Below are 16,634 nucleotides of genomic sequence, written 5' to 3'. Positions count from 1 at the left end.
GTTTGGAGAGTCTGGTTGCTTCGATGGCCCGTGCTGGCTAGCATCGGGCTTTGTCTTCAGGCGTGCATCACTCGATAATGTCCTTCCCCCCAGCTTTACCAAGGAGTGCTGCGCCGCACATACCATTGGATACTCGCGCCCGTATCGAAACCCCGGAAGGCATCGATCTGATCCTGCGCCCGGCAGGCCTGGTGCCGCGCACGCTGGCGTTTACTCTCGACCTGTTGGTTCGTGCACTGGTCATGGGCGGGCTATTCATCTTCCTCAGCCTGTTCGATAAGTTCGGCATGGGCCTGAGCGCGCTTGTGCTGTTTCTGGGGACGTGGGGGTACATGGTTCTGTTCGAGGTGCTGAATCAAGGGCGCACTGTCGGCAAGCAGATCATGGGCCTTCGCGTGGTTCACGACGACGGCACGCCGATTGGCTGGCCAGCGTCATTGACCCGCAACCTGCTGCGTTTCGTCGACATGCTGCCCTTCGGTTACTTTCTGGGTGCCGTGAGCTGCTTGCAGCACCCCACTTTCAAACGTCTGGGCGATCTGGCCGCAGGCACATTGGTAGTCTATTGCGACCCGCCCGGCGTGCGCCCGACGCTGCCCCATGCGCTGCCGCTGATTGCCCCATTCGCCCTGACCCTGGACGAGCAGCGCGCGCTGTTGGGCTTCGCTGAGCGGCAGGCCAGCCTGTCCGCCGAGCGCACGCAGGAGTTGGCCGCGATTCTTGCGCAGCCCTTGCAAGTCCCCGCAGATCAAGCCGTCGCGCACCTCAATGGGATCGCTCGCGGCCTGCTGGGGCCGACATGAAGCAATCCCTGTTCGAAAGTCGCCATCAACCTGACTGGCAGCGCTTCGCCGAACTGCTGGACGCGCTGGAGCACGGCAAAGCCGAGAGCAAGGCCTGCGAGGCCTTCGCCAGCGACTACCGCCGAATCTGCCAGCAATTTGCCTTGGCGCAAGAGCGCGGCTACAGCAGTCATCTGGTCGACCCGCTGCAACACTTGGCGATGCGCGGCCATCAACAACTGTACCGGCACCGCAGCCAACTGGGTGCGCATCTGTTGAGTTTCGTCCTCGCCGACTTTCCGAGACTGGTCAGGACGCAATGGCGTTTCGTGCTGGTCGCCAGCCTGCTGTTTTTCGGCAGCCTGATCGGCATCGGCCTGTTGGTGTATGTCTTTCCGGACCTGGTCTACAGCGTCGTCAGCCCCGCGCAGGTGACCGAGATGGAAAGCATGTACGACCCGGCGGCGCGGCGCATCGGTGAGGCGGCGACGCGAGGCTCCAGCGAAGACTGGATGATGTTCGGTTATTACATCATGCATAACATCGGGATCGCTTTTCAGACCTTCGCCACCGGACTGCTGTTCGGCTTGGGCAGTCTGTTTTTTCTGTTTTTCAATGGTCTGATGATCGGCGCGGTGGCCGGCCATCTCAGCGGAGTCGGCTACGGGCAGACCTTCTGGTCATTCGTCATCGGCCATGGTGCTTTTGAGCTCAGCGCCATTGCCCTCGCCGGCGCCGCAGGCCTCAAGCTGGGCTGGGCTTTGCTCGCGCCCGGGCCTCTACCGCGCAGTGAGGCGCTGCGGCTGGCGGCAAAAGTGAGCGTGCAGTTGATGTGTGGGGTCATGCTGTTTCTGCTGATCGCGGCCTTTATCGAAGCGTACTGGTCATCAATGACAACTTTTCAACCGCTGACCAAATACCTGGTCGGTGCCTGCCTGTGGGGGCTCGTCGGGGCGTACCTGATCTTCGCTGGACGGAGTGGCCATGCGCCTGACTGACGCCAGTGTCGTGATTCGCCCGCGCAATCCATGGGAAGCCATCGATCTTGGCGTGCTGCTGGCTCGCGAGCATCGCGGCTTACTCATGGCCAGTTGGGCCGTCGTTACGCTGCCGATCTTCGCCGTGCTCAGCGTGGTGTTCTGGAACGCGCCAACGATTGCGATCCTGGTGTTCTGGTGGCTCAAACCAGCCTTTGAGCGCCTGCCGCTGCTGATTCTTTCGCAAGCGATTTTTGGCTCGACGCCCAGCCTCAAGCAAGCCCTGAAAGCCTGGCCAAAAGCACTCAAGCCGCAGTTGCTGGCCAGCCTGACCTGGCGCCGATTGAGCCTCAGCCGCAGCTTCAAACTGCCGGTGCAACAACTTGAACACTTATCCGGCCCGGCACGCCAGCAGCGCATCGGCATTCTCAGCCAACACAACCTGCGCGCCGCACGCTGGCTGACATCGGTCGGCAGCGCACTGGAAATGACCTTATGGCTCGGGTTGATGAGCGTCTTCTATTTGTTGATCCCACAACAGGTCGAACTGAACTGGAGCTGGAACAGCCTGCTCGACATCGAAGGCAACTGGCACTGGCTCGAACACCTGAGCAATGCTTTTTATGCTTTGATCCTGATTTTCTGGGAACCGATTTATGTGGCCAGCGGCTTCACTTTGTACCTGAACAGGCGCACCGCGCTGGAAGCCTGGGATATCGAACTGGTGTTGCGCCGTTTGCGCCAACGCCTGATCGGCAGCGCCTATGTCATGTTGATCGGCCTGGGCCTGGTTTTTTCAACACCCACCCCGTCCGCCTGGGCTACGGAGCAAAGCTATAGCTGCCCATTGCCACCGCTTGATCCTGCATCACCCGAACACGCCCCCACCGGGCCGGACAGCCCACGCCTGACTCATCAGGCACTGACCAGCAACGCCGCACGCGAGAGCATCAACGCGCAACTGGCACAACCGCCGTTCAAGAACCCCAAGACCGTGACCGGTTGGCGCTTGATCGAAGACAAAGCGGCTAGCAAAGCGGAAAAACCTGCGGAATCAGCCCAGTGGCTACTGCGCTTGATCAACTGGCTGGCGCGTATCGCCAGCGTACTTGCCCATGTGTTTGAAGTGCTGCTGTGGGCAGGGGCGATCATCCTGGTCAGCGTATTGATCTGGCGATACCGGGCCTGGATCAGCACCTTCGTCAGCCGTCGCCAAGGCCCGGAAAAGACTCACCGCAACGTCCCCCGGCAATTATTCGGTTTGCAGGTCAACGCCCAAAGCCTGCCCGATGACGTGGCTGGCACCGCCGAACGCCTGTGGGCCACTCAACCCCGCAAGGCCCTGGGCCTGTTGTATCGAGCGCTGCTCAGCCGCCTGTTGACCGACTACCAGCTGCCGCTGAAGAATGCCGACACCGAGGGCGAGGTCTTGCAGCAGGTTGCGCAGCTCAAACAGCAGGCATTGCACGAGTACAGCCAACACTTGACTGAACACTGGCAGAACCTCGCCTATGGCCATCACCTGCCCCCAGCGCATCTGCAGCAGGAACTGTGTGACGGCTGGCGGCAACTGTTCGGTTCGGGGCTCCCCCGATGACCAGACGCAACACACTGCTGATTGGCCTGCTATTAATCGTCGCGCTCGGGCTGGCCGGCCGTTATCTGTACACGCACCTAGAGCGTTACACCGAGGTCATCGACCAAGGTCCGTCGCCCGACGTACGCGGCAATCCCTACCTGGCCGCCGAAAATTTCCTGCGCCAACGCTCGGTGCCGGTCCAGGTCACCGATGCACTCCAGAACTTGCCCGACGCGCGTCAGGAGCCGCAGACCCTGATGCTCCTCGCCAGCCGCGAGAACATGACGCCCCGGCAAGTCGAGCGACTGCTGGACTGGGCCAAATCCGGCGGTCATCTGCTGTTCGTCGCCGAGCAACTCTGGGATGAACAGAAAGGCCGCAGCGGCGACCTGCTGCTGGACCGGGTGCAGATTCACCAATTCCTCAGCGCGGACCTGCAAACACAGGACCGGGCAAAAGCCATCGTGCCCAGGCAGCCTGCCCCCCTGGCGCCGACGGACTACCCAAGCCTGACCAAGCTGTACCTGGAAAACGAAGACGACCCGGCCTATTTCAGTTTCGATACTGACTTTCACCTGGACGACCCCAAGGACCGTGCTCAGTCCTGGGCCAACAGCGGCTCGGCCACGCACATGATGCAACTGGCCTACGGCGACGGTTTGATCACCGTCCTGAGCGACAGCGACCTGTGGAAAAACAAGACCATCGCCCGCTACGACAATGCCTGGCTGCTGTGGTATCTGACGCAGGACAGCTCGGTGACGATGTTGCTGCAATCCGGGCATGCTGATTTGTTCAGCCTGTTGCTGCGGTATTTTCCGGAGGCGTTGACCGCGCTGATGTTGCTGATCACCTTGCTGCTGTGGCATGCAGGCCAGCGTCACGGCCCGCTGCAGGCCCCGGCCTCCCGTGCGCGTCGGCAATTGACCGAACACCTGCGCGCCAGTGCCGATTTCCTGCTCAGACGCAGCGGTCAACAGGTCCTGTTGCGTGGATTGCAGCAAGACATCTTGCGTCGCGCCCGACAGCGTCATCCCGGTTTCGAACACCTCGGCATCGCCGACCAATGGCATGTGCTTGGGCGCCTGACGCGCCAACCCACCAGCGCTGTCAGTCAGGCCCTGCGCCCACGGCCCGCTCAGCGACTGTCCAGCGCAGAATTCACCCGTCAGGTTGCCCACCTGCAAACTCTCAGGAATGCCCTATGAGCGACTACCCGATGGACCCGCAAAGCAGCGCCGAGACCACGACAGCGCCCAGCAATCAGGCCCAGCAACGCCAACGTGCCAGCCATTTGGCTCAGACCCTGCGCCAGGAGCTGCAAAAAGTCCTGATCGGCCAGAACACAGTGATTGACGATGTGTTGACTGCGCTGATCGCTGGCGGCCATGTGCTGATCGAGGGTGTTCCGGGGCTGGGCAAAACGTTACTGGTCCGCGCCCTCGCCCGCTGCTTCGGCGGGGATTTCGCCCGGATTCAGTTCACTCCCGATCTCATGCCCAGTGATGTCACTGGCCACGCGGTGTACGACCTCCAGACCGAACAGTTCAAACTGCGCAAAGGTCCGCTGTTCACCAACCTGCTGCTGGCCGATGAAATCAACCGTGCTCCGGCGAAGACCCAGGCCGCGCTGCTCGAAGCCATGCAGGAACGACAGGTCACCCTGGAGGGACGCGCCCTGCCGATCGCACAGCCGTTCATGGTGCTGGCCACGCAAAACCCTATCGAGCAGGAAGGCACCTATCCTCTGCCCGAAGCTGAACTCGACCGCTTCATGCTCAAGTTGCGCATGGACTATCCAGACTCCGCCGAAGAACTGAGCATGGTTCGTCAGGTCACACGCTCGACCAAGGCCGATATGCTCGATGTACAGCCGCTGCGCACCGTCCTGCAAGCCAAGGACGTGCTGGCCCTGCAACGCATTGCCAGTGAATTACCGCTGGACGAACAGGTACTCGATTACGCCGTGCGCCTGGCGCGCGCAACCCGTAGCTGGCCAGGCCTGACCTTGGGTGCCGGGCCACGTGCGTCGATAGCACTGGTTCGCGGGGCGCGGGCGCGAGCCCTGTTGCGCGGTGGCGAATTCGTGATCCCGGATGACATCAAAGGCTGCGCGCTTGCGGTGTTGCGCCATCGGGTCAGGCTCTCGCCCGAGCTGGACATCGAAGGGCTGTCGGTGGATCAAGTGCTCAAACAACTGCTCGATCAGGTTCCGGCGCCACGTCTATGAAGCAGGCGCTCAAGCCCTCTCGCTTATTGCTCGGCTGGCTTGGCGCATTGATGTGCCTGGCTGTTGTCCTTGGCACTTTGGACGCGTTGGGCATCGATCTTCCGGCGAAACTTTCGGCGGTAGGTTGGGGGCTGTTGATGGCGCTGATACTGCTCAGCCTGCTTGATGCCTGGCGGCTCACTCGCCAGCCCTCGCCGCGCCTGCAACGTCAACTGCCGGGCAGTCTGGCGCTGGGACGCTGGAGCGAAGTACGCATCACGGTCGAGCATGATTTCAGCCAGCAGCTGACACTGAGCGTGTTCGATCACGTGCCTGAGGGCCTGACCGTTGAAAACCTGCCACAAAACATCACGTTGCTCCCCGGCGAACACGCCCAGCTTGGCTACCGTCTGCGCCCGCTGAGTCGCGGCCATTTCGGCTTCGAACGGTGCGAAATCAACCTGCCCAGCACCTTGCGTTTATGGACCACGCGCCGCTATCTGCCGCTGGTCGATGCCACCCGCGTTTACCCCGACTTTGCACGTGTGTATGGCGGCCAGCTGCTCGCGGTGGATAACTGGATCAGCCAACTGGGCGTGCGCCAGCGTCAGCGTCGTGGCCTGGGACTGGAGTTTCATCAGCTGCGCGAATTTCGCGAAGGCGACAGCCTGCGCCAGATCGATTGGAAAGCTACAGCACGCCAACGCACACCCATCGCCCGCGAATATCAGGATGAACGTGATCAGCAGATCGTATTCATGCTCGATTGCGGCCGACGCATGCGCAGTCAGGATGGAGACCTGGCGCACTTCGACCATGCGCTCAATGCCTGCCTCCTGCTCAGTTACGTCGCGCTGCGCCAGGGCGATGCGGTGGGGATTACCACCTTTGCTGGCGAGAAGGACCACTACCTGGCACCGGTCAAAGGCTCGGGACAGTTGAATGTGCTGCTCAATAGTGTCTATGACTTGAAGAGCACACAACGTCCCGCCGACTACAGCGTCGCCGTGCGCCAATTGCTCGCCCGGCAGAAACGCCGCGCACTGGTGGTGCTGGTCACCAACCTGCGTGATGAAGACGATGAGCAATTGCTCGGCGCGGTCAAACAGCTGAGCCGTCAGCATCGGGTATTGGTCGCCAGTTTACGAGAGGAAGTGCTGGACAGCCTGCGTCAGACCCCCGTGCAAACCTGGCAAGACGCCCTGGCCTACTGCGGCACCATTGATTTCCTCAACGCACGCGCAGGTCTGCACGAACGTTTGATCGCCCACGGTGTGCCGGTACTGGATGCGCGCCCCGGAGAACTCGGGGCGCAATTGGTCAGCTGTTATCTGAGCTGGAAAAAGGCCGGTACGCTTTGAATCAAAGCAGGTGAATGCAGTGCCCGCGTCAAACAGACCCTGTGCTCAGACCGGGGCTTCCAGAGAGTGGAAGCTGAAGTAACGCTGCAACGCACGGATCAACTGTGCGTACTCGATGGGTGAAGCCTGCAACAGGAACCCTGAATCGTAGTTCCTTGGCGTTTCGTCTTCGTGACACCAGAGGCAACGACCATCGATATCGATGGTTCTCTCTTCACCATTGTTATCCGGTATCTTCAAACGCAGCTCGAAATCCGCGCCTACCAGAATCGGCAGCTCGCTGATCAACATCAAACCGTCTTGTGACACATTGCCGAGACATCCTATCGGTTTATCGGTATATCGATTAAAAACCTGCAAAAAATAAGGCAGTTGATGACGTTCGATTCGTCGTTCGATAAGCATGTTTGACGGTCGCTATGAATGAACCATTAAGCATGGTTGCGCTAGTGCTTTTCGAGTTCGCGGGGGCGTGGCGATAATCGCTGCCGAGGCAAATTCTCCCTTGATACCTGCACGCCATCAAACACATCCATAACCTGAACCCTTTAAAAACAGAGTCTCGGAACAGAGCATTTTTTTGCGTGATGTACGCCGGTCCATGGCCACGTGTGCGACTATTTTTACGTATTTTTACTCCCTGCGCCCAGAGACTAGCTCAACACAGCCGTATGAGCACTCCCAAACATGACCGCCCATCCAATCGGGTGTAATTAAAGTGAGGCTGGGCTCGGCTGTGCCGGTTCACCGCGGCGGTAGTGGCCGAGTTGCTGCAGGGTATCAAGACGTGCGTGCGCTCGAAACGCATACTCGCTGGAGGGGTACTGGGTAATGATGAACTGGTAGGTCTGAGCCGCATCGACGAACAAGCTTTGACGCTCCAGGCATTGCCCTCGTAGCATCGACACCTCTGGTTGGATGTATCGACGCGAACGGCTTTCACGCTCGACCTGGGACAATTCGAGCATCACGCTGTCGCAATTACCCTCGGCATACGAGCGGTAAGCGCTGTTCAGATGCTGGTCCATCGACCAACGCGTGCAGCCCCCGACACTGGCCATCACGGCTAAAACGATCAAAATTCGCATGGGTCTCTCCTGTGCTCTGCAATGTATCGACCCGACCAAGGATTTCTTCAAGATGTTTTTTGCCCAGAAAAGACGGGCCAAGGTAGTGCAAAGGAACAATGACTACAGGACTGGACAGTAGTAGCCTCTCGCAGCGCCTCAGCAAAGGAGTCTGTAAATGACCGTTCGTCGTACCAAAATCGTCGCTACCCTTGGCCCTGCCAGTAACTCGCCGGAAGTTCTCGAACAACTGATCCTGGCAGGTATGGACGTCGCTCGTCTGAACTTCTCCCATGGCACGCCGGACGAGCACAAAGCTCGCGCCCGCCTGGTCCGCGAGATTGCCGCCAAGCACGGGCGCTTCGTCGCACTGCTCGGCGACCTGCAAGGCCCGAAAATTCGTATCGCCAAATTCGCCAACAAGCGGATCGACCTCAAGATTGGTGATCACTTCACCTTCTCTACCGTTCATCCACTGACTGAAGGCACCCAGGACATCGTCGGCATCGACTACCCGGATCTGGTCAAAGACTGCGGCGTAGGCGACGAACTGCTGCTCGACGACGGACGTGTCGTCATGCGCGTTGATACCGCCACCGCCGATGCCTTGCATTGCACGGTGTTGATCGGTGGTCCGCTGTCCGACCACAAAGGCATCAATCGTCGCGGCGGTGGCCTGACAGCACCAGCCCTGACTGAGAAAGACAAGGTCGACATCAAGCTGGCAGCAGAAATGGAGCTGGATTATCTGGCCGTTTCGTTCCCACGCGATGCCGCCGACATGGAATACGCTCGCAAACTGCGCGACGAAGCCGGCGGTACTGCCTGGCTGGTGGCGAAGATCGAACGCGCAGAAGCGGTCGCAGACGATGAAACCCTCGATGCGCTGATTCGCGCCAGTGACGCCGTCATGGTTGCCCGTGGTGACCTGGGTGTGGAAATCGGTGACGCGGAACTGGTCGGTATCCAGAAAAAAATCATCCTGCACGCACGCCGCCACAACAAGGCAGTCATCGTGGCGACGCAGATGATGGAGTCGATGATCCAGAACCCGATGCCGACTCGGGCTGAAGTGTCGGACATCGCCAACGCAGTGCTCGACTACACCGACGCAGTGATGCTATCGGCAGAAAGTGCTGCGGGCGCGTACCCGATCGAAGCAGTCCAGGCCATGGCACGGATTTGCGTCGGCGCTGAAAAGCACCCGACCAGCAAAACCTCCAGCCACCGCATCGGCAAGAAATTCGAGCGTTGCGACGAAAGCATTGCGCTGGCGGCCATGTACACCGCCAACCACTTCCCCGGTGTGAAGGCGATCATCGCCTTGACCGAAAGTGGCTACACGCCGTTGATCATGTCGCGGATTCGTTCTTCCGTGCCGATCTACGCGTTTTCCCCACACCGCGAAACCCAGGCACGCGCCGCGATGTTCCGTGGCGTCTATACCGTACCGTTCGACCCTGCGGCCCTGCCACCGGGCCAGGTCAGCCAGGCGGCGGTGGACGAGCTGGTCAAACGTGGTCTCGTCAAGCAAGGCGATTGGGTGATCCTGACCAAAGGTGATAGCTATCACACCATTGGCGGCACCAACGGCATGAAGATCCTGCACGTCGGCGATCCAATGGTCTAAGGCTGCCACGGCAGTATCAAAAGGCCCCGCAGTTCATTTTTGAACTGCGGGGCCTTTTTTACGCCTGAATATCCCGTCCCTGAATGGGCATCTTCGCCTTGTTTCGGGAGATCAGCGCTCAACTGCGACTGAGAAACACATCGGCCAACAGCTGACTGCGCGGCAAGCCCGCAAGATAAAGGCGCTTGGCGAAAATCTCGACGCTGGCAGGGTGCCCGCAAAGCAAGGCGATGGTTTGTCGTGAAGCAAGTCGCAGTTCCGCCAACGCGGCCGGGAGTTCGGCTGTGGTGAGTAATTGGATCTGCAGTTGTGGATAAGCCACCGCCCGTTCAGCCAGTGCTGTAGATAAGTAATGCTCGCTGGAGTCTTGGGCCACATGGATCACGCGAATGGTCGCCTGATGTTCCTGACGCAGCGCCTCGCGCAACACGCCCCACAGCGGACCAAGCCCAGTGCCTGCCGCCAGGAGCAATAACGGATGGTTGTGCCAGTCCGGATCATAGTGCAAAGCACCACCGCGCAGCTCACCCAGCCGCATCGGGTCACCCGCTTTCAACTGCCGCGCGGCATCGCTGAAAGCGCCAGGGTGACGGCAATCAAGATGAAACTCGAGGAAGCGATCCTCTTCCGGCAAGCTCGCCAGCGAGTAGGGACGAGCGATGCCATTGGCGGTCCATAACACCAGATGCTGCCCGGCGCGATAGCGAAGTGGCCGCTCGGGTGTCAGGCGCAAGCGCAATACCGTCGGGCTTAGCCAGTCGCAACTGGCAACCTTGGCCGGCAGGCCATCGCGGCCGGGGTCGAAAATTTCCACGGTCAGGTCTTCGACGACCCGACACTGACAGGCCAGTCGCCAACCCTGCTGACGTTTGTCGGCGTCCAGCGCTTCTGGCTGAGCATCCGCAGGTTCGCCTTGCAGGCAGCGAACCAGACAGGCATGGCAACTGCCCGCCCGACAGCTGTAGGGCACGGCGATCCCGGCGTTATTCAGGGCATCGAGCAGATTGCTCGCCGCAGCGACCGGCCATTGCCGGTCACCGACACGGATGTCAGGCATCGGCGTTTTCCCACGCCGCGGCACAACAATTTCGCCCGCCGCGCTTGGCGCGGTAAAGCGCCTGATCCGCACGCTGCAAGGCTTCGTCAAGATCGTCGCCCACTTCCAGCAAGGTCATCCCCACTGACAGGCTCAATTCAGTCACTTCCAGACCAACCAGTTCGACATGAGTAAATGCCTCGCGCAGCCGCTCGCAACAACCGGTCAGGTGTGCAGCAGTGCAATGCGGTATCAACAGCACGAATTCCTCCCCGCCATAGCGAGCCAATACGTCGCCCCCGCGCAGACAGGCAGTGGCAACAGCGGCGAAAGCCTGCAACACCTGATCACCGGCAGCATGGCCGTGGGCATCGTTGATGCGTTTGAAGTGATCCAGGTCGATCAGCGCCAAACCGTGAGAATAACTGTTGTCCATGGTTTCCAGTTCGCGGGAAGCCATGCGCAGAAAGTGTCGACGATTATATAAGCCGGTCAGTTCGTCAGTCGCCACCAGATCTTCAAGCTGACGCATCATCCCGCGCAAGGTCTCCTGATGCGCCTGGAGCGCAAAGCGGCGCTGACGCATGCGCTGCCGCGAGGCCTGGACATAGCGGGCGTACAGACATAGCCAAAGCAATACGATAAACAGCGCGAAGACTTGTAACGCGGCCAAGCCTGGATCCGCCAGTGTCCGCTGGAAGGCTTCCCATAGATTCAATCCGGAGAAGCTCAAGAACACAAACGCCACGCAGCGCACAAATACCTTGGGCGTCAGATGGAACAGGCCAAACAGCATGATCAGCACATACATGACCAAGAATGTGCCCCGGGCGCTATCGAGATTGGCCAGCAGGTATGTTTGCCACCCCAGCGCCAACAGCACCTGAAGCTCGGTCAGACTCGGGTCTTTGAAACGCAGGTTGAAGCCGCCAAGAAACACCCCCAACAGCAGCAACTGGCAGAGCACCACCAGACAGCTGCCAATGACAGCCGTGCGCAGGGGAGCCTGGTAATAGTCGGTAAAAATTGCCACCCAGACCAGTGCCAGCACCAACACATACGTGCTGGCAGCCAAAGCAAATCGTTTCAGCAACAAACTCTGTATGGCTTTAGGGGTCACTCGTTGACTCACCGTGCTCAAAGGGACTCCTTCCCGTGCTGGCACAAACGGCCTCTGTGGCTAATTCCATTAGTCAGCGTTCTGCCTGGACACCCGGTGTTCGCTGCCGCGTCCCCTGCCGGCCTGCGACGCCTTGCAGCGCATGAATCAAGAATCCGTACGATTAAAACCGTCGAGCTAACAAGGTCCACCATAGAGGCCAATTGCTACTTTAGTGCGACTATTCAAAAATAACTATTCAATTCTCGCCCCCCATTACGGCAACGCTTCTTCTAGCCACGCAAAAACAGTGCCCACCCTTTGCCCGACCTTCGTTTGCACGCAAGCGGATGTGTCCAGGCCAACCCCACGCTATACTGCGGCGCCTTTTTTGCGTCGGCGTTGTGAGTCGGCGCGCTTACTTAAAGATGTTTTTCAGCAGAGCACGGCGGTACTGTTGGAAACAGCTAATCGAATGTTCCCGTCCTAGCAGAGGAGCGTGCCACATGACCGTGATCAAGCAAGACGACCTGATACAGAGCGTCGCCGACGCCTTACAGTTCATTTCTTACTACCACCCCGTAGACTTTATTCAGGCCATGCATGAGGCCTATCTTCGCGAAGAGTCGCCTGCGGCCCGCGACGCCATCGCCCAGATCCTGATCAACTCGCGCATGTGCGCGACCGGCCATCGGCCGATCTGCCAGGACACCGGCATCGTGACCGTGTTCGTTCGTGTGGGCATGGATGTGCGCTGGGATGGTGCCACCATGAGCCTGGACGACATGATCAACGAAGGCGTGCGTCGCGCTTACAACCTGCCGGAAAACGTCCTGCGGGCTTCAATCCTGGCTGACCCGGCTGGCGCTCGTAAAAACACCAAGGACAACACCCCGGCAGTTATCCACTACTCCATCGTCCCGGGTAACACCGTGGAAGTGGACGTGGCGGCCAAAGGCGGCGGCTCGGAAAACAAGTCGAAGATGGCGATGCTCAACCCGTCCGATTCGATCGTCGACTGGGTGCTGAAAACCGTACCGACCATGGGCGCTGGCTGGTGCCCACCCGGCATGCTCGGCATTGGTATCGGCGGCACCGCCGAGAAAGCTGCGGTGATGGCCAAGCAAGTACTGATGGACTCCATCGACATTCACGAGCTGAAACTGCGTGGCCCGTCCAACCGTATCGAAGAGATCCGTCTGGAGCTGTTCGAGAAGGTCAACCAACTGGGCATCGGCGCTCAGGGCCTTGGCGGTCTGACCACCGTGCTCGACGTGAAAATCATGGACTACCCGACCCACGCGGCTTCGTTGCCGGTGTGCATGATTCCTAACTGTGCGGCGACCCGTCACGCGCACTTCGTGCTCGATGGCAGTGGCCCGGCTTCGCTGGAAGCGCCACCGCTGGATGCCTACCCGGAAATCGTCTGGGAAGCCGGTCCATCCGCGCGCCGCGTCAACCTCGACACCCTGAAACCGGAAGACGTGCTGAGCTGGAAAACCGGCGAAACCATCCTGCTCAGCGGCAAGATGCTCACCGGTCGCGACGCCGCGCACAAACGCATGGTCGAGATGCTGGACAAGGGGGAAACACTGCCTTTCGACCTCAAGGGTCGCTTCATCTACTACGTTGGCCCAGTCGACCCGGTGCGCGACGAAGTGGTTGGCCCTGCTGGCCCGACGACCGCAACGCGGATGGATAAATTCACCCGCCAAATCCTCGACCAGACAGGCCTGCTGGGCATGATCGGTAAATCCGAACGCGGCCCGACTGCCATCGAAGCGATCAAGGACTACAAAGCCGTGTATTTGATGGCTGTCGGCGGCGCGGCTTACCTGGTTGCTCAGGCGATCAAGAAATCCCGTGTGGTGGCCTTCCCCGAAATGGGCATGGAAGCGATCTACGAGTTCGACGTCAAAGACATGCCGGTCACCGTTGCAGTCGATAGCAAAGGCGAATCGGTACACATCACTGGGCCAGCTATCTGGCAGAAGAAAATCAGTGAAAGTCTGGCGGTAGAAGTTCAGTAAAAGCGACGTATCAGATACGCCCCCTCGCATAAAAAACCCGATCACTTGATCGGGTTTTTTATGCCTTGCACATTACTTGACGGCGGAGCGCACCACGCTCAACTCAGGCGTCACCACGCGACGCTGACTCAAATACCGCGTGCAACTGACCCGCAGGAACGAGGCAAAATTAACCACCTCACCGCGATAATCCATGACCTCTTCATACAGTTTGCCAATCAGCTGATTGGTGGTCATGCCATCGAGCTGAGCGATCTCGGCGAGGATGTCCCAGAACTGATTTTCCAGGCGTAGCGTCGTCACCACACCGCAAATGCGCAGCGACCGTGAGCGCGACTCGTAGAGAATCGGATCAGCTTTGACATACAGCTCGCACATACGCCCTCCTTACAAAATAATTTCGGTTCCGAGTAGTTTCAGGAAGCCGTTCAACCAGCTCGGATGCGCAGGCCAGGCTGGCGCGGTGACCAGATTGCCTTGGGTGTGCGCAGCGGTTACCGCGATGTCGATGAACTCGCCACCGGCCAGACGCACTTCCGGCGCGCACGCAGGATAAGCACTGCATTGACGGTCTTTGAGGATACCCGCTGCGGCGAGCAGTTGCGCGCCATGGCAGACCGCCGCGATGGGTTTATCGGCCTTGTCGAACGCGCGCACCCACTCCAGCACGGTTTCATTCAAACGCAGGTACTCCGGCGCGCGACCACCAGGCACCAGCAGCGCGTCATAGTCCTCAACCTTGACCTGATCAAAATCGAAGTTGAGGGCAAAGTTGTGCCCGGGTTTTTCGCTGTAGGTTTGATCGCCTTCAAAATCGTGAATCGCCGTACGCACGGATTGGCCATTGGTTTTGCCCGGACAGACCGCGTGGACGGTGTGCCCGACCATCTGCAGCGCCTGGAACGGCACCATCACTTCATAGTCTTCGACGTAATCGCCAACCAGCATGAGAATTTTTTTAGCGGCCATTTGAAGCTCTCCTTGAATGTAGGGCTTGGGCAATAAGCGTAGTCAAGCTACGGCCGATAGGGGCAAGACAGGTAATAGACAACTACTACGACGGTGAAAAGCTGCGGGAAGGATCAGTCTCGTCGGTCGAGGACGTTGACGACCAGGCGGTCAATCCAGCCCCAGGCACGCTGCTTGACCCGACGCCAGAATGGCCGAGCCTCCCAGGCTTCGAAACTGACCGGTGAGCTGAGCGCAAAGTCGTTTTCGAAGCTGGCAGCGACCGCAAGCGTCAGGCCGGGATCAAGGGCTTCGAGATTCGCTTCCAGGTTGAAGCGCAGGTTCCAGTGATCGAAGTTGCACGAGCCGATACTGACCCAGTCGTCGATCAAGACCATCTTCAAATGCAAAAAGCACGGCTGGTATTCAAATATCTGCACGCCCGCCTTGAGCAGTCGCGGGTAATAGCGATGGCCTGCATAACGCACCGACGGATGATCGGTACGTGGACCGGTCAGCAGCAGGCGTACATCGATACCCCGCATAGCGGCTCTACGCAGGGAACGACGGACTTTCCAGGTTGGGAGAAAGTACGGAGTTGCCAGCCAGATTCGGCGCTTTCCACTATTTATCGCACGCACCAACGATTGCAAAATGTCGCGGTGCTGGCGGGCGTCGGCGTAGGCCACGCGGCCCAACCCCTGACTGGCGACCGGCACCGTGGGCAAGTGCGGCAACCCGAAACGAAGCGTCGGCCGCCATGCGAAAGGGCGATGATTAGCGTGAAATTGCCGGTCGAACAGCACTTGCCAGTCAGCAACCATCGGCCCCGTGATTTCCACCATCACTTCATGCCATTGGCTGGTGTTCTGCTCCGGCAACCAGAACTCATCGGTCACGCCCGTCCCCCCCACCACCGCAAGACGTTTGTCCACCAACAGCAACTTGCGGTGATCGCGGTAGAGGTTACGAAAACCACGGTGCCAACGCACAGGGTTGTAAAAGCGCAGAACGACGCCTGCTTCGATCAAGCGATTGCGCAGGTTCAAGGTGAATGCCTGAGCGCCATAGTCGTCGAACAAGCAGCGCACAATGACCCCGCGTGACGCCGCGTGGACCAGCGCTTGAACCACCGCATCGGCACAGGCTCCGGCTTCGACCAGATAAAGTTCCAGTTCAATCTGATGTTGCGCCTGTTCTATAGCCTCGATCATGCGCGGGAAAAACGCAGGACCGTCGACCAGCAAACTGAATTTATTGCTGCTGCGCCAGGCAAAGATCGCTCGACTCATGTCAGCGCGCCGTGAAAATCAGCACGGCACCCACCGGTACCGACAAACTGATTGCCGACAACCCGGCGACCTTGCGCAAAGCGCTCAGGCCAGGCACCAAATCGAAATCCTCGGCATGCACCACTAAAGGCTCCAGGGTGACCACTTGGAATCGTCGATCATCAAGCCGGGTGGCGAGCAGTTCGGCACTGTAGCGGTGGGAGGCGCCGTGCAGGGTGACGGTCAGTGGCAGGCGCAGTTCCAGTTGAGCACCGGGCGCCAGGTCGTTGATCGGCCGCAAGTCGAGTTGCGCGGCAATCTGCGCCGAAGGAAACTGTTTAACCTCAAACAACTGATCACGCATGCGTTCATCGCGCAGGGGAATACCACTGCTGACGGAGTCGAGCTCGACCTGAAGTTCGGCCATGCCTTTCAGGTCGACCTTACCGTGCAAGACGAGAAAGCGATGCACTTCAGACGTGTCAGCATTTTTGGTGGAAATAAACGACAGTCGCGATGACTCGTTATCCAGATACCAACTGGCGTGGGCCGGCAAAGCCAGGACTCCAAGCAGGGCCTGCACGCCAAGGAGGGCCAGGCGGGTCATCGTGTGCATGCAAGCTCCAGGTGCGCATTTGGCGCCAA

16 protein-coding genes are annotated in these 16,634 nt (G+C 59.4%); 8 read left to right on the top strand and 8 right to left on the bottom strand.

The genetic code is table 11. The features are described 5' to 3' along the window. Positions 1-77: 77 nt before the first annotated feature. The 6 genes from ACVBEG_RS02185 to ACVBEG_RS02160 are packed head-to-tail and all read left to right on the top strand — an operon-like array spanning position 78 to position 6,908. Positions 78-803, top strand: coding sequence for an RDD family protein (locus tag ACVBEG_RS02185; RefSeq protein WP_322181689.1), 726 nt, complete (start codon positions 78-80; stop codon positions 801-803). Continuing rightward, a complete protein-coding gene (locus tag ACVBEG_RS02180; protein WP_322181692.1) occupies positions 800-1,780 on the top strand; it encodes a stage II sporulation protein M in 981 nt (326 codons plus the stop codon). Before ACVBEG_RS02185 ends, ACVBEG_RS02180 begins: the two co-directional genes overlap by 4 nt. Next, complete coding sequence (locus tag ACVBEG_RS02175) at positions 1,767-3,356, top strand: DUF4129 domain-containing protein (RefSeq protein WP_447107309.1); 1,590 nt, start codon at positions 1,767-1,769, stop codon at positions 3,354-3,356. Before ACVBEG_RS02180 ends, ACVBEG_RS02175 begins: the two co-directional genes overlap by 14 nt. Further along, entirely contained in the window at positions 3,353-4,546 is a 1,194-nt protein-coding gene (locus ACVBEG_RS02170; RefSeq protein WP_330201023.1) for a DUF4350 domain-containing protein, read from the top strand. Before ACVBEG_RS02175 ends, ACVBEG_RS02170 begins: the two co-directional genes overlap by 4 nt. An 11-nt stretch (positions 4,547-4,557) precedes the next feature. Next, on the top strand, positions 4,558-5,568 hold the full coding sequence (locus tag ACVBEG_RS02165; RefSeq protein ID WP_322278445.1) for an AAA family ATPase: 1,011 nt from the start codon (positions 4,558-4,560) through the stop codon (positions 5,566-5,568). Next, positions 5,565-6,908 carry a DUF58 domain-containing protein gene (locus ACVBEG_RS02160; RefSeq protein WP_322181698.1) on the top strand — a complete coding sequence of 448 codons (1,344 nt, stop codon included), beginning with the start codon at positions 5,565-5,567 and terminating at the stop codon, positions 6,906-6,908. Before ACVBEG_RS02165 ends, ACVBEG_RS02160 begins: the two co-directional genes overlap by 4 nt. Before the next feature lie 45 nt (positions 6,909-6,953). Here the strand turns inward: ACVBEG_RS02160 and ACVBEG_RS02155 are convergent, their stop codons facing one another. Both ACVBEG_RS02155 and ACVBEG_RS02150 read right to left on the bottom strand, forming a co-directional pair. Next, positions 6,954-7,313 (bottom strand): PilZ domain-containing protein, encoded by a 360-nt coding sequence (locus ACVBEG_RS02155; RefSeq protein WP_322181700.1) that lies wholly within the window; start codon positions 7,311-7,313, stop codon positions 6,954-6,956. Positions 7,314-7,621: 308 nt separating this feature from the next. Next, positions 7,622-7,996, bottom strand: coding sequence for a tetratricopeptide repeat protein (locus ACVBEG_RS02150; RefSeq protein ID WP_322181702.1), 375 nt, complete (start codon positions 7,994-7,996; stop codon positions 7,622-7,624). 157 nt (positions 7,997-8,153) lie between these two features. Between ACVBEG_RS02150 and pyk the strand changes: the two genes are divergently transcribed. Beyond that, on the top strand, positions 8,154-9,605 hold the full coding sequence (gene pyk / locus ACVBEG_RS02145; RefSeq protein WP_322181704.1) for a pyruvate kinase: 1,452 nt from the start codon (positions 8,154-8,156) through the stop codon (positions 9,603-9,605). A 118-nt stretch (positions 9,606-9,723) separates the two neighbouring features. On the opposite strand, the gene ACVBEG_RS02140 is transcribed toward pyk, so the two are convergent. Both ACVBEG_RS02140 and ACVBEG_RS02135 read right to left on the bottom strand, forming a co-directional pair. After that, on the bottom strand, positions 9,724-10,662 hold the full coding sequence (locus tag ACVBEG_RS02140) for an iron-sulfur-binding ferredoxin reductase (protein ID WP_322181706.1): 939 nt from the start codon (positions 10,660-10,662) through the stop codon (positions 9,724-9,726). Further along, on the bottom strand, positions 10,655-11,761 hold the full coding sequence (locus ACVBEG_RS02135) for a GGDEF domain-containing protein (protein ID WP_322278449.1): 1,107 nt from the start codon (positions 11,759-11,761) through the stop codon (positions 10,655-10,657). Before ACVBEG_RS02135 ends, ACVBEG_RS02140 begins: the two co-directional genes overlap by 8 nt. A gap of 485 nt (positions 11,762-12,246) precedes the next feature. Between ACVBEG_RS02135 and ACVBEG_RS02130 the strand changes: the two genes are divergently transcribed. Continuing rightward, positions 12,247-13,770 carry a fumarate hydratase gene (locus tag ACVBEG_RS02130; protein ID WP_322181708.1) on the top strand — a complete coding sequence of 508 codons (1,524 nt, stop codon included), beginning with the start codon at positions 12,247-12,249 and terminating at the stop codon, positions 13,768-13,770. A gap of 72 nt (positions 13,771-13,842) precedes the next feature. On the opposite strand, the gene ACVBEG_RS02125 is transcribed toward ACVBEG_RS02130, so the two are convergent. From ACVBEG_RS02125 to ACVBEG_RS02110, 4 genes are all read right to left on the bottom strand, one after another. Beyond that, a complete protein-coding gene (locus ACVBEG_RS02125; RefSeq protein ID WP_322181710.1) occupies positions 13,843-14,148 on the bottom strand; it encodes a ribbon-helix-helix domain-containing protein in 306 nt (101 codons plus the stop codon). A gap of 9 nt (positions 14,149-14,157) precedes the next feature. Next, positions 14,158-14,739, bottom strand: a complete 582-nt coding sequence (locus ACVBEG_RS02120) for a DJ-1/PfpI family protein (protein WP_322181712.1) — start codon at positions 14,737-14,739, stop codon at positions 14,158-14,160. A gap of 113 nt (positions 14,740-14,852) precedes the next feature. Then, entirely contained in the window at positions 14,853-16,010 is a 1,158-nt protein-coding gene (locus tag ACVBEG_RS02115; protein ID WP_323566114.1) for a phospholipase D-like domain-containing protein, read from the bottom strand. Between the two features lies 1 nt (position 16,011). Then, the gene (locus tag ACVBEG_RS02110; RefSeq protein ID WP_322181716.1) at positions 16,012-16,605 is read right to left on the bottom strand and encodes a YceI family protein; all 594 of its coding nucleotides are present in this window, start codon (positions 16,603-16,605) and stop codon (positions 16,012-16,014) included. Positions 16,606-16,634 lie beyond the last annotated feature (29 nt).

The organism is Pseudomonas sp. GG8 (assembly GCF_052976945.1).
Note: the sequence above shows the minus strand (reverse complement) of the source record. Positions and strands in the feature narration are given on the sequence as shown.